Raw genomic sequence first — 19451 nt, 5'->3', positions numbered from 1 at the left:
GCTTCTCGCGCCGGATGATCGGCCTGGATCAGAGCTGGCCGGACTCCGAGATCGTGATCTTCGCGGAGGTGGAGCCGCTGCGCGAGCCGAGGGACTCGATCTTCTTCACGAGCTCCATGCCGTCCTCGACCTCGCCGAAGACGACGTGCTTGCCGTCCAGCCAGTCGGTGACGATGGTGGTGATGAAGAACTGCGAGCCGTTGGTGTTCGGGCCCGCGTTGGCCATCGAGAGCTGGCCCGGCTTGGTGTGCTTGAGCTGGAAGTTCTCGTCGGCGAACTTCTCGCCGTAGATGCTCTTGCCGCCCGTGCCGTTCCCGGCGGTGAAGTCGCCGCCCTGCAGCATGAACTGCGGGATGACGCGGTGGAAGGACGAGCCGGCGTAGCCGAAGCCCTTCTCGCCCGTGCACAGGGCACGGAAGTTCTCCGCGGTCTTCGGGACGACGTCCTCGTAGAGGTTGAACGTGATCCGCCCGGCGGGCTCGTCGTTGATCGTGATGTCGAAGTAGGTCTTGATTGCCATGGACGCAATCCTTTCATCACGAACCCCGGATTGCCGATTCGGCCCGTCGGGATGGCCGTTTTCTTAGCCTGTTCGTACGTTCTGTGACGTTCTGCTCGCGGGGCGCGAGCGTTCAGGCCGCGAGCCGGTCCTGCGCCTGCACACCGTCACTCAGCGGCCGCACGCCGTAGGCCTTGCCGAGGCCGTACGCGGGCATGTCACCGTAGATCGACTCATACGCGCCCGCGGGCACGACGTAGGTCTCGTGCCACAGGCCGACGTGCCCCCTATTCTTGCGCAGATAGCCGTTGATGCGGGCCCACCAGGAGCGGTGCGACTGGTCCGGGGCGGCCGCGTAGGCAAGCAGCTTGTCCTTCGACTCCCAGTACTGGACGACGAAGTAGGTACGCGGATTCGCCGTGAGCAGGACGTGATTGAGTAGGCCCGCGGTTCGGTTCCTGCCCAGCTCCCTGAGCATCATGGGCATCGCGTACATCACCGGGAGCCAGCGGTGCACCGCCCAGAAGTGGTTGATCCGCATGCCGATGAGGAAGACGACGACGTCGCCCTCGGCGGCTGCCGTGGTCCGTCCAAGATGCGGTTTCGCGAACACAACTCCCCCAGTTCCGTCGGTCATTGGCAGGGGGTCAGGGGTCCCCCGGTCCCCTGACCCGTGATTGGATAGTGACACTTTCCAAGAAGGGGCACAAGGGATGCGACTGGCAGAGTTGAGCGAGCGCAGCGGGGTGCCGGTCGGCACGATCAAGTACTACCTGCGCGAGGGTCTGCTGCCGCAGGGTGAGCGGATCAGCGCCACTCAGGCCGCGTACGGCGAGGCGCATCTGCGGCGGCTCGGCCTGATCAGGGCGATGATCCAGATCGGCCGGATCCCGGTGGCCACCGTGCGCGAGGTGCTCGGGCACGTGGACGACGAGTCCCTGGGGACGACCTTCCGCCTCGGCGCCGCGCTGTGGGCGATGCCGCAGCCGCCCGAGGCACCCGCGGACGACCCGCTGACGGTGCAGGTGACCGAGGCCGTCGACCGGTTCCTCGGCGACATGGGCTGGCACCACGCACGCGAGATCGGCGTCATCTCCCCCACCTACCGCACCCTGGTCACCACCGTCGTCACACTGACCCGCCTCGGCTTCTCGCGCGGGCCCGAGATCCTCTCGCGGTACGCGCACCTCATGGAGGAGGTGGCCCAGCTGGACCTGGACCAACTCGACGCCTACGACGACGACTCCGAGAAGGTCGAGCTGGCAGTCGCGTCGGCGGTCCTGTACGACCCGCTGTTGCTCGCGCTGCGCCGGCTCGCCCAGGAGGAGCACTCCACCCGCCGCTACGGCTTGTGATGCTCAGGGGAGAGCCACATACGATGGCGGTCGGACGCCGGATGTTCCACAGCGGCCGGACAACGGGAGGAACCCAATGATCATCTTCGGCACGCGCGGCTACGCGTATCAGCTCGCGATTCTCACCTACGTCTGCGGGAGCTGCGGCAATCCCGCGGCGCACACGCTGCGGAAGTTCGTCACGAAGTTCACGCTGTTCTTCATCCCGCTGTTCCCGGTCTCGACGAAGTACCAGGCGCAGTGCACGTTCTGCGGCGCCGCGCACCAGGTGCCGAAGGATCACGTGGACGGGATGCTCGCGCAGGCCGCCGGGCCACAGGCAGGGACGCCGCAGCAGCAACAGCAGAACCACCAGGGTTAGTTCACCCGGCCCCGGCCGCCCCGCCTGACCCAGCGGCCGCGCCGGCAAAGAGGGCAGCCCTGCCGCCTCCCAGGGGGGAGAGGGGGCGACAGGGCCGCAGGCTCGAGCGCCCGGGGGGGGTGGGCTGCTTGAGCGTCTGTATCTCCTGCTGCCCTGGATCGGGCCGGGCATGCACGCCCCGGAAAGAATCGTCCCGGCGGCTTTCCGCGCCCTCGTCAGTAGTCGGCGTTCATGGCGGCCCGCACCTCCCTGAGCGTCGCGTCGGCGACCGCTCCGGCCCGCTCGTTCCCCGCCCGCAGCACGTCCCTGACCTGGCCGCGGTCCTGCGCGTAGTGCGCGCGGCGGGCCCGGATGGGCGCGAGGTACTCGTTCACGGACTCGGTGACGCGCCGCTTGAGCGCGGCGCCGCCCCCGTCCCCGATCTCCTGCGCCACCGTGTTCGGGTCGGCGCCCTCGCACAGCGCGGCGAGCAGGACGAGCGAGGAGACCTCGGGGCGGGCCCGCGGATCGTACGTGATGTGGCGTTCCGTGTCGGTCTTGGCGCCGCGGATCAGGCGCGCGGTGTCGTCGGGAGTCGCGGACAGGGCGATGGCGTTGCCGCGTGACTTGCTCATCTTGGTGCCGTCGGTGCCGAGCAGCAGCGGAGCCGTGGACAGCAGGGCCTCGGGCTGCGGGAAGACCGGAGTGCCGTTGCCGTAGCGGTCGTTGAAGCGGCGGGCGACGGTGCGGGTGACCTCCAGGTGCGGCAGCTGGTCCTGGCCCACGGGGACGAGGTTCGCCTTGCAGAAGAGGATGTCGGCGGCCTGGTGCACGGGATAGGTGAACATCAGGCCGCTCACCGCGGCCTGCCGGGAGTGGGCGATCTCGTCCTTGACGGTGGGGTTGCGCTGGAGCTCGGCGACGGAGACGAGGCTGAGGAACGGCAGCAGCAGCTGGTTCAGGGCCGGCAGGGCGCTGTGCGTGAAGATCGTGGAGCGCTCGGGGTCGATGCCGATGGCGAGGTGGTCGAGGACCAACTCCTCGACGTGTTCAGTGAGGTTCTCGGCGACGTCGCGGTCGGTGAGGACCTGGTAGTCGGCGACCAGGACGAAGGTCTCGACGCCGAGGTCCTGGAGCCGGACGCGGTTGTGCAGGGTGCCGAAGTAGTGCCCGAGGTGCAGGCGCCCGGTGGGCCGGTCCCCGGTAAGGATGCGGAACTCTCCGGGGTCCTTGCGGATCAGCTGTTCCAGTTCCGCGCTGCGTTCCTGCGCGGCCGAGGTGCCGAGGGCGTCGGTGCTGCTCATGGTCTCTGTCTCCCCTTGGGTCACGGGCGTCCTCGGGACGGCGTGACCTCCGGTGGGAGGGCAGGAAAAAAGGGCCGTCCGTGGACGGCCCAGTTACGTGCTTGTCTGTGCGGCCGCCTCTAAGTGAGGCGCCACCAGTTCGGACACGAAGATCGATGCATGACGCAATCGTACACCTGACGGACCGTGCGGGTCAGGCGCCCACAGGCGTGAACCGCACCGGAAGCGCCTGCGGCCCGCGGGTGAAGACCCCCCGCTCGACCGGCTCGAAGCCGTCGGCGAGCCGCAGGTCGGGCATCGCGTCGAGGAGCTGGTTCACCCCGGTCTCCACCTCCGCCTTGGCGAGCAGCGCGCCGACGCAGAAGTGCCGGCCCAGCGCGAACGCGAGGTGGTCGGCGGCGGCCGAGAACGCGGTCGTCGTGGTGAGGTCCTCGCGGAACAGGTCGAAGCGGTCCGGGTCCTTGTACCGGTTCTCGTCGCGGTTGGCCGCGCCGATGAGGCAGGTGACGGTGGCCCCGGCCGGGACGGTGCCGCCGGTGAGCTCCACGTCGACGGCGGACTGACGCATGATCATGTGGACGGGCGGGGTGACGCGCAGCGTCTCGGCGAAGGCCCGCGGGATGAGGGACCGGTCAGCGCGCACGGCCGCCAACTGGTCGGGGTGCGCGAGCAGGTTGGCGAAGATGCCGGCGATCGCCTTGTCGGTGGTCTCGCCGCCCGCGGCGAGCAGCAGGGAACAGAACGCCTTGATGTCCTCGTCGCTCATCCGCACCCCGTCGACCTCGGCCGCGCACAACGCCGACAGCAGGTCGTCGCCGGGGTGTTCGCGGCGCTCCTGGATGACCGGGATCATGTACTGGGCGAACTCGACGCGGGTCCGCTCCCCCGCCGCGGCGACGTCCGGGTCGCCCGCCAGGTTGCCGAGGAAGTCGATGACGGCGGTGTACCAGCCGTGGAAGCGGTCGTGGTCGGCCTTGTCGAGGCCGAGCATGTCGGCGATGACGTTGACCGGCAGCCGGGTGGCGTAGTCGGCGACGAGATCGGCGGAGCCGGCGTCCCTGAACTTGTCTATCAGCTCACGGGAGTTGCGCTCGATGACGGGCAGGAACTTGTCCTGCAGTTCGCTGCCGCGGAAGGCGGGTGCGACGAGCGCGCGGCGCACCGCGTGCTCGCGGCCGCTCATCTGCAGGATGGTCCTACCGTGCACGGGTTCGAGCTGCCAGTCGTAATTGTCGGTGGTGAACGTCGCCTCCTTGTCCTTGAAGACGCGCTCCACGTCGGCGTACCGCGAGACGATCCAGCTCTGCGTGGCCTCGTGCCAGAGCAGCGGCGCGGACTCGCGCATCGCGCGGTAGGCGGGATACGGGTTCGCGGCGAACTCGGGCGAGAGGATGTCGGGGACCTGCGCGGTGGACATGGGGCTCCCTGAGGGGTGTAACGGGCAGTGCGTCCAAGCCTATTGACTGCCCGTCACCACGTGTACCCCGTGCCGTGTCAGCCGTTGGGAAGGATCACCGCACGCCCGTTGATCTTGCCGTCGTGCAGCAGTTCGTACGCCTTGGGGGCGTCGTCGAGCGAGAACGTCTCGGTGTGCACGGAGAGGGCGCCGGCCCGCGCCAGGTCGAGGACCTCGACGAGTTCGGCGCGGCTGCCCCAGTACGGGGCGGTGACGTTGACCTCGAAGTTGGTGGCACCGAAACCGACGGGCAGGGTGCCGCCACCGATCCCGACGATCGTGACGTCGCCCTCGACGGCGGCGACGGCGCCCGCGGTCTCGACGGTGGGCTGGACTCCGACGAAGTCGAAGACGGCCTCGGCGCCGCGCCCGCCGGTCAGCTCCTTGACCTTGCCCGCGGCCGCCGCGTCCGACAGGACCACCTCGTGGGCGCCGACGGTCCGGGCGAGCGCGAGCTTCTCCTCGGAGACGTCGAGCGCGATGACGCGGGAGGCGGTCATGGCGCGCAGCAGCTGGATGGCGACGTGGCCGAGGCCGCCGGTGCCGATGACGACGGCGGTCGAACCGGGCACCAGCTTGGGCAGCGAGCGCTTGATGGCGTGGTACGGGGTGAGGCCCGCGTCGGTGAGCGGCACGGCCGCGACCGGGTCGAGCCCGTCGATCGGCACGAGGTGGCGCGCGTCGTCGACGATCATGTATTCCGCCATCGAGCCGGGGGCGCCGAGTCCGGGCGGGCGGATGCCGAGCTCCTCGGCGCGCAGGCAGTAGTTCTCCTTGCCCTCCGCGCACTTGGCGCAGGCGCCGCAGCCCCACGGCCCGTACACGGCGACCGAGTCGCCCTCCTCGAAGCCGCTGACTCCGGCACCGAGCGCGGCGATGGTGCCGACGCCCTCGTGCCCGAGGGTCAGCGGGAGTTCGTAGGGGAAGCTCTCGGCCGGCCAGCTCATCACGGCGATGTCCGAGTGACACACGCCGGCGGCGGTGACCTTCAGCAGGACCTGCCCGGGGCCGGGCTCTGGGGTGGGGATGGTGACGACCTCGGGTGCTGCCCCGACGGTCCGGTACTGAAGTGCCTTCATGGCTCGACTCCTTCGTCGCTCTTCCAGCCCCCCGCCCCTCCACCATAACTCGCTCACGTCCCAATGGGACATGTGTCCCGATGGGACACGCCACACGACAAAAAAAGGACCCCGACCGTACGGGGGAGAACGGTCGGGGCCTGGTTCAAACTTTAACAGCATGCGCCCGGCGCCCGACGCCGGTTCGGCGTGAGCCCGGACGTGAGGTCGGACACATCAGTTCATCTGGGCTTTATAAGGATCTTTTCGGGCGCGCGTGCCACGCGTCTCCACAGCCCATATGGTGACAACAGTCGACCGTCGCCCTCCCTCGCCATCGGAGCACTCGTGGCCGAACCCCAGCCCGTCCTCCTCGCCCCGCCCGCGAAGCACGCCGTCTTCCTGGTCGTCACGATCGCGCCGGGCGGCGAGCCCGCCGTCCGCGACACGCTCGAGGAGCTGTCGGCGCTGAGCCGCTCCGTCGGCTTCCGCGACCGCGACGCCGCCCTCAGCTGCATCACGGGCATCGGCTCGACCGCGTGGGACCGCCTGTTCAGCGGCCCCAGGCCGCGCGAGCTGCACCCGTTCCAGGCGCTCGCGGGCCCCCGGCACCTGGCCCCCGCGACCCCCGGCGACCTCCTCTTCCACCTGCGCTCCCGGCGCATGGACCTCTGCTTCGAGCTGGCCCGCGTCATCATCGGCCGGCTCGGCTCCGCCGTCACCGTCGTCGACGAGGTGCACGGCTTCAAGTACTTCGACGACCGCGATCTGCTCGGCTTCGTGGACGGCAGCGAGAACCCCACCGGTCGGGCGGCCGCGGAGTCCGTGTTCGTGGGCGACGAGGACCCGGACTTCGGCGCCGGCTCCTACGTCATCGTCCAGAAGTACGTGCACGACATGGCCGCATGGGAGGCGCTGCCCGCGACCGAGCAGGAGAAGGTCATCGGCCGCACGAAGACCGCGAACATCGAGCTGGACGAGGACGCGCAGCCCGCGGACTCGCACGTCGCGCTGAACACCATCGTCGACGAGGACGGCACGGAGCGGCAGATCCTGCGCGAGAACATGCCGTTCGGCAGCGTCGGCCAGGGCGAGTTCGGCACGTACTTCATCGGCTACGCACGCACCCCGGACGTCACCGAGCGGATGCTGCGCAACATGTTCCTCGGTGACCCGCCCGGCACCCACGACCGGATCCTCGACTTCTCGACCGCGGTCACCGGATGCCTGTTCCACGTGCCGAGCGCCGACTTCCTCGACGACCTGCCCGAGCCGCCGTCCGGCGCCGCCACCGCGGACCCCGCGGCCGGTTCCCTCGGTATCGGCAGCCTCAAAGGAGCCTGAACGCCATGAGTAGCGACCCGAATCCCACCCCGAGCAACAATCTGCACCGCGAGCTCGCCCCGATCACGCCCGCCGCCTGGGCCGAGATCGAGGAGGAGGCGACCCGCACCTTCCGGCGCCATGTCGCGGGCCGCCGCGTCGTGGACGTCACGGGCCCGGACGGCGCCGAGCTCTCGGCAGTCGGCACGGGCCACCTCGCCGAGATCGCGCCGCCCGCGCCCGGCGTGACGGCGCGCCTGCGCGGCGTACAGCCGCTCGTCGAGCTGCGGGTGCCCTTCACGGTGAGCCGGGAGGCGGTGGACGACGTGGAGCGCGGCTCCAAGGACTCCGACTGGCAGCCGGTGAAGGACGCGGCGCGCGCCATGGCGTACGCCGAGGACCAGGCGATCTTCGACGGGTACGCGGCGGCGGGCATCGACGGGCTGCGCGAGCGCACCTCGAACCCGGTCCTGAGCCTGCCGGCCGAGGCCCGGGACTACCCGGACACGATCAGCCGGGCGCTCACCGCGCTGCGCCTCGCCGGCGTGGCGGGCCCGTACGCGCTGCTGCTCGGGGCCGACGCGTACACGGCGGTCAGCGAGACCTCCGACCACGGCTATCCGGTCGCGAACCACCTGGGCCGGATCCTCGACGGCGAGCTGATCTGGGCGCCGGCGCTGAACGGCGCGTTCGTGCTGTCCAAGCGCGGCGGCGACTTCGAGCTGCGGCTCGGCCAGGATCTGGCGATCGGCTACAGCGCGCACGACGCGCACGGCGTCGAGCTGTACTTCCACCAGACCCTGACGTTCCTGCCCTACACGGACGAGGCCGTGGTCGCGCTCAAGGCGTGAGCCCTCAGCTTCCCTGGACTCTCAGCTTCCCTGGACCCTGGCGATGAACGCGTCGAGGTTGCCGAGGGCGCGGTCCAGGCGCTCGTCCAGCGTGAGCGACTCCTCGTAGCGGCCCGCGCGCAGCTTCGGCTGCTTCTTGCCGCGCAGGTACAGGGAGCAGGCCAGGTCCGCGCAGATGTACAGACCTACCGTGTTCCCGTCGCGGCCGCGGGCCCCGGCGAGCGGCGCGGCGAACAGGGACACGCCCGACGAGGCGTGTCCGGTGAGGCAGATCTGGCACAGGCTCGACTTCATCGCGCTGGTGCGCCCGCTCTGCGGCACCCGCAGGCTGATGCCGACCGGCCCGTCGTCCGTAGGGCGCACGAGGTGGGCGCGCAGCGGCGCGCCCGGGTCCACCCAGCCGAGGAAGTCCAGGTCGTTCCAGGGCAGCTCGGCGAAGTCGAGCGGCAGCCGCATACGGGTTGCCTCGCCCTTGGTGCAGTTCACGAAGGACGAGCGGATCTGTTTGTCGCTGAGTGGTTCCACATCGTGGACCTTACAAAGCCGCTCGCCGATCATGCATCCGGATATTCGCGCGGCGGTCAGCCCGTGTTCGGGACCACCGCCACCGGGCACGGCGCGTGGTGCAGCACCGCGTGGGCGACCGAGCCGATGCGGGAGCCGATCGCGCTGCGGCGCGCGCGGCGGCCGACGACGAGCAGTTGGGCCTCGGGCGCGACCGAGAGCAGCACCTGGCCCGCGCTGCCGATCTCGACGTGCTCGCGGACCGGCACGTCCGGGAAGCGCTCGCGCCAGGGTGCGAGCGCGGCGCCGAGAGCCTTCCTCTCGTACGGTTCCATGCCGCCCGCGTCGTCGAGCAGGGCGAACGAGCTGGGGCCGTAGGAGAACACCGGTGGCAGGTTCCACGCGCGCACGGCCCGCACGGCGACGCCGCGGGCCTGCGCGGTGGTGAACGCGAACTCCATCGCGGCGGCGCTGTCCTCCGGTTCGCCCTCCTGTCCGACGATCACGTCGCCCCCGCTCGCCTCGGCCGGCGCCACGTCGTCCGCGCGGACGAGGACGACGGGCCGCTCCGCCTTGGCGATCACCTGCTGGCCGACCGAGCCGACGATGAAGCCGACGATCACGCCGTGCCCGCGCGAGCCGAGCACCAGGGACTCCCCGTCGCGCGCGGCCGCCAGCAGGGACTCGGCGGCGCCGCCCCCGTCGAGGACGTCGGTGGTGACCGCGAGCCCCGGGTGGGCTTCGGCGATCTCCTGCTCGATGTCGGCGAGCAGGTCACCCGCCCACTGCGTCAGCGCGGACTCGTCCGCGCTGAGCGCCAGGCTGTCGGGGGCCGGCTCGCCCACGTGCACCAGGCGCAGCGGCAGCCCGCGCCGCACCGCCTCACGCGCCGCCCAGGCTGCCGCCGCCGCGCTCTCGGGGGATCCGTCCACTCCCGCGGTGATGGGCCGGGTCATCGCACCGCCTCCTCGTCTGTCCGGTCTCGTCTGGCGAGCCGTCTGTCAGTGGGCCGTCTGTCAGTGGGCCGTCTGTCAGTGGGCCGTCTATTGGTGAGCTGTCTGTCCGGGAGCGCCCGTTTTACTCGTCGTGCCGGTCTTGCTCGGCATGCCGGGCGCGGCCGGGCTCTTCGACGGTCGCAGATACCGGTTCCAGCCGCCCACCGGGCGTTCTCCCACCTGGAGCGAGCGCAGCCGGTCCAGGACGGCCGGGTCCTGCGCGTCGAGCCAGTCGACGAACTGCCGGAAGGACACCAGCCGGACGTCATCGCCGCCCGCCTTGTCGGCGATCCGCTTGAGCGCCTCCTCGACGGCGTCCATGTAGATGCCGCCGTTCCACTCCTCGAAGTGGTTGCCGATGAAGAACGGTGCCCGGTTGCTCTCGTACGCGCGCTGGAAACCGGTGAGATACGCCTGGGTGGCCTGGGTGCGCCAGCCCGGATAGTTGTGGGCGGGGGCGCGGGTGGAGTTCTTCGACTGGTTGGCGAGGATGTTGTAGTCCATCGAGAGGACTTCGAAGCTGTGGCCGGGGAACGGGATGCCCTGCAACGGCAGGTCCCAGATGCCTTGCCGCTTCTCGGGCCAGCGTTGCAGCCCGCCGGGCGAGGAGGCGTCGTAGCGCCAGCCGAGTTCGCGGGCCACGGGCAGCAGGTTCTCCTGGCCGAGCAGGCAGGGCGTGCGGCCGCCGACGAGCTCCTTGTCGTAGTCGAAGGGCAGGGCCGGCTGGTCGTGCCAGCCGGTGTGGGTGCGCCAGGACTTGACGAAGGTGCGGGCCTGGTCGATCTCGCTGCGCCACTGCTTGGGACTCCAGTTGCCGACGGAGCCCGAACCGCCGCAGAAGTGCCCGTTGAAGTGGGTGCCGATCTCGTGCCCGTCGAGCCACGCCTGGTGGACGGAGCGCAGGGTCTCCTTCAGGTGCGGGTCGCTGAGGTAGCCGATGTCGGAGGCCCCGACGGGGTTGCCCGGCGGCTGGTAGCGCCGCTTCTGCGACTCGGGCAGCAGGTAGAGCCCGGACAGGAAGAAGGTCATGCGGGCGTCGTGCTGCCGGGCCAGTTCGAGGAAGCGGGGGAACAGGCCGTTGCCGACCTCGCCCGCGCCGTCCCAGGAGAAGACGACGAACTGCGGCGGCTTCTGGCCCGGTTCCAGGGGGGTGGGCGCGGGCGGCTGCTTCGGCTGCCTGCCCGTGTACGAGGTCGAGCCGTCGCCGATCAGCCGGGGCAGCGCCTTCTTCTTCGCGGGGCGCTCGGGATGGCGGGCGGGGCCTGCCGGGGGTGGCGCCCCCTTCTCGCCGCCGCTCGTCCCGCATCCGGCGAGCGCCCCGGCCGCGGCGCCGAGGCCGACGCCGAGACCCAGGCGCGTGACGCGTCTGCGACTGATTCCAGTGGACCAACCGGATTCTTCGAACTCCATGGGCAACCCAATCCGCGCCCCGAGCAGGGGCGTTGTGCGTCCCCCCGCACGGACACCGACCTCCGCACCGTAGGGCGGATAAACGGACAATTGCCTCATTTAGTACGGCGTGCCGCGGAAAGGGACAGACACACAGTGGGATGCCAGGCGGTCGGAGTCTCAGTCCTCGCCGACGACCTTGCCGGGGTTGAACAGGTCCAGCGGGTCCAGCGTCTCCTTCACGGCCCGCTGCAACGCGCAGACGGCGGGCCCGAGTTCGCTGCGCATGCCGCCGCGCTTGAGCAGCCCGACGCCGTGCTCGCCCGTCACCGTGCCGCCCGCGGCGATCGCGGCCTCCAGGAGTTCCTCGAAGGCGGCCTGCGCGGCGAGGCGTTCCGCCTCGTCGCCGGGCTCGGTGATCAGGAGCGGGTGCAGATTGCCGTCGCCCGCGTGCGCGATGGTCGCGATGCGCACGCCGTGCACGCGCCCGATCTTCTCGATGGTGGCGAGCATCCGCGGCACGGCGGACCGCGGCACGCACAGGTCCTCGGTGAGCACGGGCCCGAGGCGTTCGAGCGCCGGATACGCGAGGCGCCGTACGTCGAACAGGGCCTCGGCCTCGACGGCGTCCGTGGACTGCTCGGCCCACAGCGCCCCCGCCTCCCGGAAGGCGTCCGCCACCGCGCTCGCCTCGGTCTCGCCCGCGTCGCCCGGGGCGTCGATGCGGGCGAGCAGCATGGCCTCCGCACCCGGCTCGATACCCAGGTGCTTCCAGTTCTCGACGGCCTCCATGCAGGCGCGGTCGAGGAGTTCGAGGGCGGCGGGCGCGAGTCCCCGGCTCGTGACGAGGGCGACGGCGGCGCCGGCCGCGACGAGGCTGTCGAAGTTGCCGACGACGGTGCGCGGCTCGGCCGCGGGTGCGGGCCGCAGCTTCAGCGTGATCTCGGTGATGACGCCGAAGGTGCCCTCGGAGCCCACGAACAGGCTCGTCAGGTCGTACCCCGCGACGCCCTTCGTGGTGCGCCGGCCGAGCCGGACCCGGCTGCCGTACTCCCCCGCGGGCCCGCCCATGACGACTTCCATGCCGAGGACGTAGTCGCGGGTGACGCCGTACTTGAGGCAGCACAGGCCGCCCGCGTTCGTGGAGACGTTGCCGCCGATCGTGGACCAGGGGGCGCTGGCCGGGTCCGGCGGGTACCACAGGCCGTGCTCGGCGACGACGGCCTTGAGGTCGTTGTTGACGACGCCGGGCTGGACGACGGCGATCAGGTTCTCGGTGTCGATCTCGAGGATGCGGTTCATCTTCGACACGTCGAGCACGAGGCAGCCGTCGACGGCGTTGGCCCCGCCGGACAGGCCGGTACCCGCGCCCCGCGTGACGACCGGGATCCGCCGGGCCGCGCAGGCCCGCACCACTGACTCGACCTCCTCGGCGGACGCGGCACGCACCGCGGCGAGCGGCCGGCCCATCGGCGCCCACTCGGCGTCGTCGTGTCCGAGGGACGCGAGGACGTCCGGGTCGGTGACGAGGGTGCTGTCCGGGAGCGCGGCGGCGAGTTCGCCCACCGTGCTCCCCGTGTCTGCGGTGTCGATGTCGTCCTCCTGAACAGATGTCCCTGACCAGCACATCCACGGGTCAAGGACACCATCATGGAACACCGCCTCGCGCCGCCGAGGCGCGGGTCGCTCAGGAGGCGAGGGTCAGCACGGCGCGCACGCGCTTGCCGACCGGCACCTGCTCCACGGAGACGACGGCGAGCGCGTCCACGATCTCCAGGCCGTGCCCGCCCACGCGCGCCGGGTCCCGCGGGAAGCGCACCGGAACGGCGGCGCTGCTGTCGTAGACGGTGACGGCGACATGCCGCGAGGTGCCCTCGAGTTCCAGGACGTACGGGCCCGCGCTGTGCCGGTCCGCGTTCGTGATCAACTCGCTGACGACGAGCAGGATGTCCCCGGCCGTGCGCGGGTCGAGCTCGACGCACCACTCCTGGCGAAGCCGCGTGAGGAACACGTCGGCGAACCTGCGCGCGTCGGCCAGGCAGCCCTCCTCGCCCGCGTAGTGGGTCGCCTGCATCAGCGGTCCGACTGCCTCGTCGAAGCCAGTGGGGAGCACTGCCCCATCCATGTACTCGATCATTCGTGTCTCTTTCACGCCTGCGGGACTCAGCGATGGACACCCGCAGCCTGCTGATACCCCGCTTCAGGCCACGCAGTCCTGCCGGATTCAACGGGGTGACCCGCGCCCCGGCGCGTCGTTTGAAGGATGACGCCGTGACCCTTCGGACTTCCGGGAGAGGCCTGCCATGCCCCAGCTTCGCCGCGACACCATTGTCCCCCGCGCACGGATAGCCGCGGACCATGCGGAGACGGCCCTGCTCGAGGAGTACACCGGTCTCGTACGGCTGGCCTATCTCACGCTCCCCGCCGCGTTCACCCGCCACCGCCGGGTGCTGCTGGCCCACACCGTCGTCCAGCGCGCGCTGCCGGGACTCCGCGCCCCCGACGACGGCACCGATTCCGCCACCGACGCGCTGCGCGTACGGATTCTGCGGGCTGCCCTGGCCGTCGGACACCGCCCGGCCGGCTGGCCCACCGCGTTGCCGCCGCCCCGTGCGCTGCTCCCCCGGCTCCCCGTGGTCTGGGGGCTTCGCCTGTTTCCCCGGGCCGGTGGCGCCCAGGAGGTCGCGCTGGTCGGTGCCCTCGCGGGCGCGTCGCCTCCCGCGCGCGCCGCGTTCGTGCTCCGGCACATCGACTCCATGGACGCGGGCCGGGCAACGGCGCTGCTGACCGCGGCCGGAGTGGCGGAGGCCGGAGCGGCCGTACGGGAGTCCCTCGAACTCGACGCAGAGGCCGGGACCGCGGCCACGGCGCTGCTGCGCTCCCAGGAGTTCGACGCCTGCTCGGTGCAGACACGCCCAACGGACCTGCTGCGGCGCGCGCGGCGGATCCGTGCCGCTCTCGCGGTGGGGGCCGTGGCCGTCGTCACCGCGGCCGCCCTGCTCGCCCCCGACTCCGCCCCGCGCCAGGAGGCGACGGGTGGAGGCGCCCCGGGCCGCCCGGCGTCCGTCGCCGCTGACCTCACCCGGGCCGGGCGGGACGCCTGGGCCGACACCTCGCGGGTCGACTTCACGGCCTGGCCCGCGCGCGGCGACCGGACCGACGACACCGCCCTGCTGGACCGGGCGCTCGGCGCGTGGGCCGATCCCTCCGGCGCCGTACGCGTCAGCAGGACCCCGGACACGCCTGCCGACCCGGCGCCGCGTGCCCCGCAACTGCTGTTCGCGGGCGACGTCGACGGCCGCACCGTGGTGCTCCTCAACGACGGCGATCGGCTGGCCCGCTACACCGCACGGGACGGCGACGACCGCGCCGGCCTCGCGCTGGCCCGGGTCGACGACGCCGACGTGACCTCGGCGGCGGCCGTCGTCCTCAGCCGCGGCGATGGCTCCGCCCGCTATCTCACGGCGCCGTGGATCACCGAGGCGGCCACCCGCGATCTCCTGCGGCCCGACATCGCGGGACGGCCGCTGGACGTGTCGGACGACGGGGTGACCGATCCCGTGCCCGTCGCTCCCGCGGACGGCTGCGCGCGCCGCCCCGTGCTTCAACTGCGGTCCTCGCCCCGCATCGTGGAGAACCACTCGTTCCTGCTCGCCGACCTCGGCGGGATGTCGCCGGTGCACCTCACGTACACCCCGCCACCCGGGCACGGCACGCCTCCGCCCCGGCAGCCGCGCGAGGCCACCGGCAGCCAGGCGCTGGTCGCGTGGGCGCGTACCGCCTGCCGGCTCCAGCCGTGGCAGGGCGGCGCCGTGCGCGCCGTGAACGCGTGGGACTACGCCGAGCAGCAGTTGCCGAAGGACGCGGGCCGCGCGGTGTGGTCCTGCGTACGGGCCTCCACCTGGCGCGGTCCGGGCGATGTCGCCGTCCTGCTGCGCACACCCGGCGCGGCCGCCGAACCGGCGCAGCTGGTCGGCCGGGCCCGGGCCACGGCGGCCTGCAGCCGGTTCGGCCAGCACGTGGTCGCCGAAACCCGGTGGCGGTCTCCGGGCGGCGGCTGGTACCTGCTGGCGGCGGGCAGCCGCGCCGTCACCCGGATAGAGGCGAGCGGTGCGGCGACCGCGTCCCAAAAGGGCCGCACCCTGGCCGTCCGCGCGCCCGAGCACGGCACGGTGCGGGTGGCGGCCCGTCTCGACACCGGGGAGCGACTGAAGGAGGTGGCACCCGGGCAGTCCTGACCGTTCGGCCCTGCTGCATCCACCTGCGCTGTTGATGCGGAAGTCGGTGAGGGGGCGGACGGTGGTGGACAGGGGGCGAGCGAAGGAGACGCATGGACGCGGAACGTGCCGGGAGCCGGTGCCTGGTCACCGGGGCGAGCGGCTACATCGGCGGCCGCCTGGTGCCGGAACTGCTCGCATCGGGGCATCACGTGCGCTGCCTGGCCCGCTCCCCCGGCAAGCTCCGGGACCACCCGTGGGCCGGCGACGTCGAGGTGGTGCGGGGCGACCTCACGGACCGCGAGTCGCTCGGCGCCGCACTGCGCGGCATCGATGTGGCGTACTACCTGGTGCACGCGCTCGGCACCGGCAAGGACTTCGAGCGCACGGACCGCGAGATGGCGACGGCCTTCGCCGAGGAGGCCCGCCGGGCGGGTGTGCGGCGGATCGTCTATCTGGGCGGCCTGACGCCCGCGGGCGTGCCCGAGCGGGAGCTGTCGCCGCATCTGCGCTCGCGGGCGGAGGTCGGGCACATCCTGCTGGCCTCCGGTGTGCCGACGACGGTGCTGCGCGCGGCCGTGATCATCGGTTCGGGCTCCGCGTCGTTCGAGATGCTGCGCTATCTGACCGAACGGCTGCCGGTGATGGTGACGCCGAGCTGGGTGCACACCCGGATCCAGCCGATCGCGGTCCGCGACGTGCTGCGCTGCCTCGTGGACAGCGCGGCGATGCCGTCCGAGGTGTCCCGTTCCTTCGACGTCGGCGGGCCCGACGTGCTGACCTACCGCGACATGATGCTCCGGTACGCGGCGGTGGCACGGCTGCCTCGACGCGTCGTGGTCGGGGTGCCGATGCTCAGCCCCGGCCTGTCGAGTCACTGGGTCGGCCTGGTGACGCCCGTGCCCGCCTCCATCGCCCGCCCGCTCACCGAGTCCCTGCGCCACGAAGTGGTCTGCCACGAAAGCGACATCGAGGAGTGGGTGGCGTATCCGCCGGGTTCCCCGGTCGGGTTCGACGAGGCGGTGCGCCTCGCGCTGCGCCGCATCCAGGAGGCGCAGGTGGCCACCCGCTGGTCGTCCGCCGCACTGCCGGGCGCGCCCAGCGATCCGCTGCCCACGGACCCGGACTGGGCGGGCGGCAGCCTCTACACGGACGAGCGGGAGCGGCTCGTCGACGCCTCGCCGCAGCGGCTGTGGGACGTGGTCGAGGGCATCGGCGGGGAGCACGGCTGGTACTCGTTCCCCTTGGCGTGGGCGGTGCGCGGGTGGCTCGACCGGATGGCGGGCGGCGTGGGGCTGCGGCGCGGTCGGCGGGACGCGGCGCGGCTGCGGGTCGGCGACTCGCTGGACTTCTGGCGGGTGGAGGAGATCGAGCCGGGCCGACTGTTGCGGCTGCGCGCCGAGATGCGGTTGCCGGGCCTGGCCTGGCTGGAGTTGTCGGTGGAGGCGGCGGACGGCGGGCGCACCCGGTACCGGCAGCGGGCGCTGTTCCATCCGCACGGTCTCGCGGGGCAGGCGTACTGGTGGAGCGTGGCGCCGTTCCACTCCGTGGTGTTCGGCGGGATGGCGCGCAAGATCGCTGCCACGGCCGAACACGGCACCGTCGGCGGCGCCCCGTGCGAGTGATCGTGCATCCATGTGGGCGGTCGGCCGGGAAGGCCTGACGTAGCCCGCTTGCCTCCCTCCCCACCAGGAGCCATTCCGTGCGTGTCCACGTCGTCCTGTTCACCTCCGATCTCCGCGTGCACGATCACCCGCCGCTGCGGGCGGCGTTGACCGCCGCGGACGCCGTGGTGCCGCTGTTCGTCCGGGACACGGGGGTCTCCGGGTTCCTCGCCCCGAACCGTGAGGCGTTCCTCGCCGACTGTCTGCGGGACCTGGACGCGGGGCTGCGGGAGCGGGGCGGGCGGCTCGTGGTGCGTTCGGGCGCCGTGGTCGACGAGGTGGCGAAGGTGGTGACCGAGACGGACGCGTGCGCCGTGCACGTGGCGGGCGGCGTCTCCGCGTACGCGCACCGCAGGGAGGACCGGCTGCGGGACACGCTGCACCGCCTGGGCTGCGATCTGGTGGCGCACGACGGGGTCGTCACCTGCGTCCCGCCCGGCGCCGTCACCCCGGACGCCCGGGACCACTTCGCGGTGTTCACGCCGTACCACCGGCACTGGGCCAGGCACGGGCTGCGGGCGGTCGTGCGGGCGCCGCGTGCCGTCCGGGTGCCCGACGGCGTGGGCGGCGAGGTACTGCCCGAGCGGGGCGGTGTGGCGGGAACGTCGCCCGGTCTTGCCGAGGGCGGTGAGCGGGCGGGCCGGGCGCTTCTGACCTCCTGGCTGCGCTCGGGGATCGCCGCGTACGAGGACCGGCACGACGACCTGGCGGGCGACGCCACGTCGCGGCTGTCCCCGCATCTGCACTTCGGCACGGTCGGTCCCGTCGAGGCCGCGCACCGGGCGAACGCGGCGGGCGGTCCGGGCGCGGAGGCGTTCGTACGCCAGCTGGCCTGGCGGGACTTCCACCACCAGGTGCTCGCGGCGCGGCCCGAGGCCGCGCACGTCGACTACCGCACGCAGCAGGACCGTTGGCGCAGGGCGCCTCGGGAGGTCGAGGCGTGGCAGGAGGGGCGTACGGGATACCCGGTGGTGGATGCCGCGATGCGGCAGCTGCGGCACGAGGGCTGGATGCACAACCGTGGCCGGCTGCTCACCGCGTCGTTCCTCGTCAAGACGCTGTACGTGGACTGGCGGGTGGGCGCGCGCCACTTCCTGAGCCTGTTGGTGGACGGCGACGTCGCGAACAACCAGTTGAACTGGCAGTGGATGGCGGGCACCGGCACCGACAGCCGCCCGAACCGGGTGCTCAACCCGGTGACGCAGGCCAAGCGGTACGACCCGGACGGCGGCTACGTACGGCGCTGGGTACCGGAGTTGGCGGACGTCGAGGGCTCCGCGGTGCACACGCCGTGGAAGGCGGCCGGCCTCGACCGGGCCGCCCTCGGCGACTATCCGGACCCGATCGTCGACCTGCCGGACGGCCTCGCCCGGTTCAAGCGGGCCCGGGGGCTCGACTGACCTCCGGGTAGTGGCGCCCGATCTGGTCGAGGGCCTGCGGCAGCGTCGCCGGGTACAGCGCGCCGCGCACGCCCCGGCCCGCCCAGCCGGGCCCTGCCAGCATCACGGCAGGTTTGCCGCGGGCGCCGCGCACGCCCCAGCGGGTCTCGGCGAGGTGCCGGGCCAGCGGCAGGCTCGCGGTGGAGCGGGCCTGCGCCCACAGCACGACGACGCGCGGCCCGGTCCTGCGCACCGCGGCCGACACCGCCTCCACGGGCACGGCGGCGCCGAACATCCGCTGCGGTACGCCCAGTTGACTCAGTCCTGCACTGAGCGCCTCCAGGGCGAGCACGTGCTGCTCGGCGGGGACGCAGGCGAGGACCAGCGGCGGCAGCGCCAGAGTGGACTCCACCGGATCCGCGGCGCGGTGCAGGGTGCGCGAGACGTGCCAGGACAGCAGGTGCTCGACCTCGACGTACTTGTCGCCCGCCTCCTCCCACTTGCGGCCCACCGCGTGCAATACCGGCGCCATCACGTCCTGCCAGGCGGTGACCAGGCCGTGCTGCGCCACCGCCTCGGTCAGCAGGTTCTGCACGGTCGGCGCGTCCATGCGGGTCGCTGCGCGGGAGATGCCCCGGCACTGGCGCTCCAGCGTGGCCGGTGCGGCGGGCGCCGCCGGTGCGGGGCGCTGGAGCGGCAGCCCGGCGGGCTCCGTCGCCAGCCGTTTGCCCGCGAGGAGCGCGGCCTCGGCGGGCGGCAGGCCCGTCGTCGTCAGTCGGCACATCTCCTCGACGACCGCGATGTCCTCGTCGGTCCAGCGCCTGTGCCGTCCCGCCGAGCGCCGCGCCGGCCCGAGCCCGTAGCGGCGGTCCCAACTGCGCAGGGTCGTCGGGGAGACCCCGAGTCGCCGGGCGAGTGCGCCGGTGGTGACGCCCGCTTCCGATGGTGCCGCCTGTGCTCGTGCCGCGTCGCGTACCTGCCGCCCCTCGTCCATCGGCTCACGATACGACGCACAACCGATGCGGGTTGTCGTGCGGCGGGAGTCGTTTCCAGGATGACCGGGCCGTGACCCGGAGAGCGCTGCGCGCGTCAGGTCCCGGCCATTGCCGGTCGGGTT

At 72.2% G+C, this 19451-nt stretch carries 18 protein-coding genes; 7 read left to right on the top strand and 11 right to left on the bottom strand.

Annotated features, from left to right (window positions below):
* Nucleotides 1–28: 28 nt before the first annotated feature.
* Both ABT004_RS05405 and ABT004_RS05400 read right to left on the bottom strand, forming a co-directional pair.
* Entirely contained in the window at nucleotides 29–520 is a 492-nt protein-coding gene (locus tag ABT004_RS05405; protein ID WP_351331527.1) for a peptidylprolyl isomerase, read from the bottom strand.
* A gap of 112 nt (nucleotides 521–632) precedes the next feature.
* On the bottom strand, nucleotides 633–1136 hold the full coding sequence (locus ABT004_RS05400; protein WP_351331526.1) for a DUF4188 domain-containing protein: 504 nt from the start codon (nucleotides 1134–1136) through the stop codon (nucleotides 633–635).
* 76 nt (nucleotides 1137–1212) lie between these two features.
* On the opposite strand from ABT004_RS05400, the gene ABT004_RS05395 reads away from it, so the two are divergent.
* Together ABT004_RS05395 and ABT004_RS05390 are read left to right on the top strand one after the other, a co-directional pair.
* Entirely contained in the window at nucleotides 1213–1854 is a 642-nt protein-coding gene (locus ABT004_RS05395; RefSeq protein ID WP_351331525.1) for a MerR family transcriptional regulator, read from the top strand.
* A 76-nt stretch (nucleotides 1855–1930) separates the two neighbouring features.
* The gene (locus ABT004_RS05390; protein WP_351331524.1) at nucleotides 1931–2215 is read left to right on the top strand and encodes a zinc-ribbon domain-containing protein; all 285 of its coding nucleotides are present in this window, start codon (nucleotides 1931–1933) and stop codon (nucleotides 2213–2215) included.
* Nucleotides 2216–2430: 215 nt separating this feature from the next.
* Here the strand turns inward: ABT004_RS05390 and trpS are convergent, their stop codons facing one another.
* The 3 genes from trpS to ABT004_RS05375 all read right to left on the bottom strand — a co-directional run bounded on the left by trpS (nucleotide 2431) and on the right by ABT004_RS05375 (nucleotide 6033).
* Entirely contained in the window at nucleotides 2431–3498 is a 1068-nt protein-coding gene (gene trpS / locus ABT004_RS05385; RefSeq protein WP_351331523.1) for a tryptophan--tRNA ligase, read from the bottom strand.
* A 193-nt stretch (nucleotides 3499–3691) separates the two neighbouring features.
* The gene (locus ABT004_RS05380; RefSeq protein WP_351331522.1) at nucleotides 3692–4915 is read right to left on the bottom strand and encodes a cytochrome P450; all 1224 of its coding nucleotides are present in this window, start codon (nucleotides 4913–4915) and stop codon (nucleotides 3692–3694) included.
* Nucleotides 4916–4992: 77 nt separating this feature from the next.
* Nucleotides 4993–6033 (bottom strand): NAD(P)-dependent alcohol dehydrogenase, encoded by a 1041-nt coding sequence (locus tag ABT004_RS05375; RefSeq protein ID WP_351331521.1) that lies wholly within the window; start codon nucleotides 6031–6033, stop codon nucleotides 4993–4995.
* A gap of 327 nt (nucleotides 6034–6360) precedes the next feature.
* On the opposite strand from ABT004_RS05375, the gene ABT004_RS05370 reads away from it, so the two are divergent.
* Nucleotides 6361–7356, top strand: a complete 996-nt coding sequence (locus ABT004_RS05370) for a Dyp-type peroxidase (protein ID WP_351331520.1) — start codon at nucleotides 6361–6363, stop codon at nucleotides 7354–7356.
* A gap of 5 nt (nucleotides 7357–7361) precedes the next feature.
* Nucleotides 7362–8186 (top strand): family 1 encapsulin nanocompartment shell protein, encoded by an 825-nt coding sequence (locus tag ABT004_RS05365; RefSeq protein WP_351331519.1) that lies wholly within the window; start codon nucleotides 7362–7364, stop codon nucleotides 8184–8186.
* 21 nt (nucleotides 8187–8207) lie between these two features.
* Here the strand turns inward: ABT004_RS05365 and ABT004_RS05360 are convergent, their stop codons facing one another.
* From ABT004_RS05360 to ABT004_RS05340, 5 genes are all read right to left on the bottom strand, one after another.
* Nucleotides 8208–8711 (bottom strand): FBP domain-containing protein, encoded by a 504-nt coding sequence (locus ABT004_RS05360; protein ID WP_351331518.1) that lies wholly within the window; start codon nucleotides 8709–8711, stop codon nucleotides 8208–8210.
* A gap of 56 nt (nucleotides 8712–8767) precedes the next feature.
* A complete protein-coding gene (locus tag ABT004_RS05355; RefSeq protein ID WP_351331517.1) occupies nucleotides 8768–9646 on the bottom strand; it encodes a universal stress protein in 879 nt (292 codons plus the stop codon).
* A gap of 87 nt (nucleotides 9647–9733) precedes the next feature.
* Nucleotides 9734–11095 carry a hypothetical protein gene (locus ABT004_RS05350; RefSeq protein WP_351331516.1) on the bottom strand — a complete coding sequence of 454 codons (1362 nt, stop codon included), beginning with the start codon at nucleotides 11093–11095 and terminating at the stop codon, nucleotides 9734–9736.
* 159 nt (nucleotides 11096–11254) lie between these two features.
* Nucleotides 11255–12703 (bottom strand): FAD-binding oxidoreductase, encoded by a 1449-nt coding sequence (locus ABT004_RS05345; RefSeq protein WP_351331515.1) that lies wholly within the window; start codon nucleotides 12701–12703, stop codon nucleotides 11255–11257.
* A 58-nt stretch (nucleotides 12704–12761) separates the two neighbouring features.
* Nucleotides 12762–13211: an ATP-binding protein gene (locus ABT004_RS05340; RefSeq protein ID WP_351331514.1), complete on the bottom strand. Its 450-nt coding sequence runs from the start codon at nucleotides 13209–13211 to the stop codon at nucleotides 12762–12764.
* A 166-nt stretch (nucleotides 13212–13377) separates the two neighbouring features.
* Between ABT004_RS05340 and ABT004_RS05335 the strand changes: the two genes are divergently transcribed.
* The 3 genes from ABT004_RS05335 (at nucleotide 13378) to ABT004_RS05325 (ending at nucleotide 18355) form a co-directional block, all read left to right on the top strand.
* Nucleotides 13378–15312 (top strand): hypothetical protein, encoded by a 1935-nt coding sequence (locus ABT004_RS05335; protein ID WP_351331513.1) that lies wholly within the window; start codon nucleotides 13378–13380, stop codon nucleotides 15310–15312.
* A 92-nt stretch (nucleotides 15313–15404) separates the two neighbouring features.
* Nucleotides 15405–16916: an SDR family oxidoreductase gene (locus tag ABT004_RS05330; protein ID WP_351331512.1), complete on the top strand. Its 1512-nt coding sequence runs from the start codon at nucleotides 15405–15407 to the stop codon at nucleotides 16914–16916.
* A 77-nt stretch (nucleotides 16917–16993) separates the two neighbouring features.
* The gene (locus tag ABT004_RS05325; RefSeq protein ID WP_351331511.1) at nucleotides 16994–18355 is read left to right on the top strand and encodes a cryptochrome/photolyase family protein; all 1362 of its coding nucleotides are present in this window, start codon (nucleotides 16994–16996) and stop codon (nucleotides 18353–18355) included.
* Here the strand turns inward: ABT004_RS05325 and ABT004_RS05320 are convergent.
* A complete protein-coding gene (locus ABT004_RS05320) occupies nucleotides 18330–19328 on the bottom strand; it encodes a MerR family transcriptional regulator (RefSeq protein WP_351331510.1) in 999 nt (332 codons plus the stop codon). The genes ABT004_RS05325 and ABT004_RS05320 overlap by 26 nt on opposite strands.
* Nucleotides 19329–19451: the final 123 nt, after the last annotated feature.

Source organism: Streptomyces sp. NPDC002790, assembly GCF_040295505.1.
GTDB lineage: Bacteria > Actinomycetota > Actinomycetes > Streptomycetales > Streptomycetaceae > Streptomyces.
This window is presented reverse-complemented; position numbering and strand designations above follow the sequence as displayed.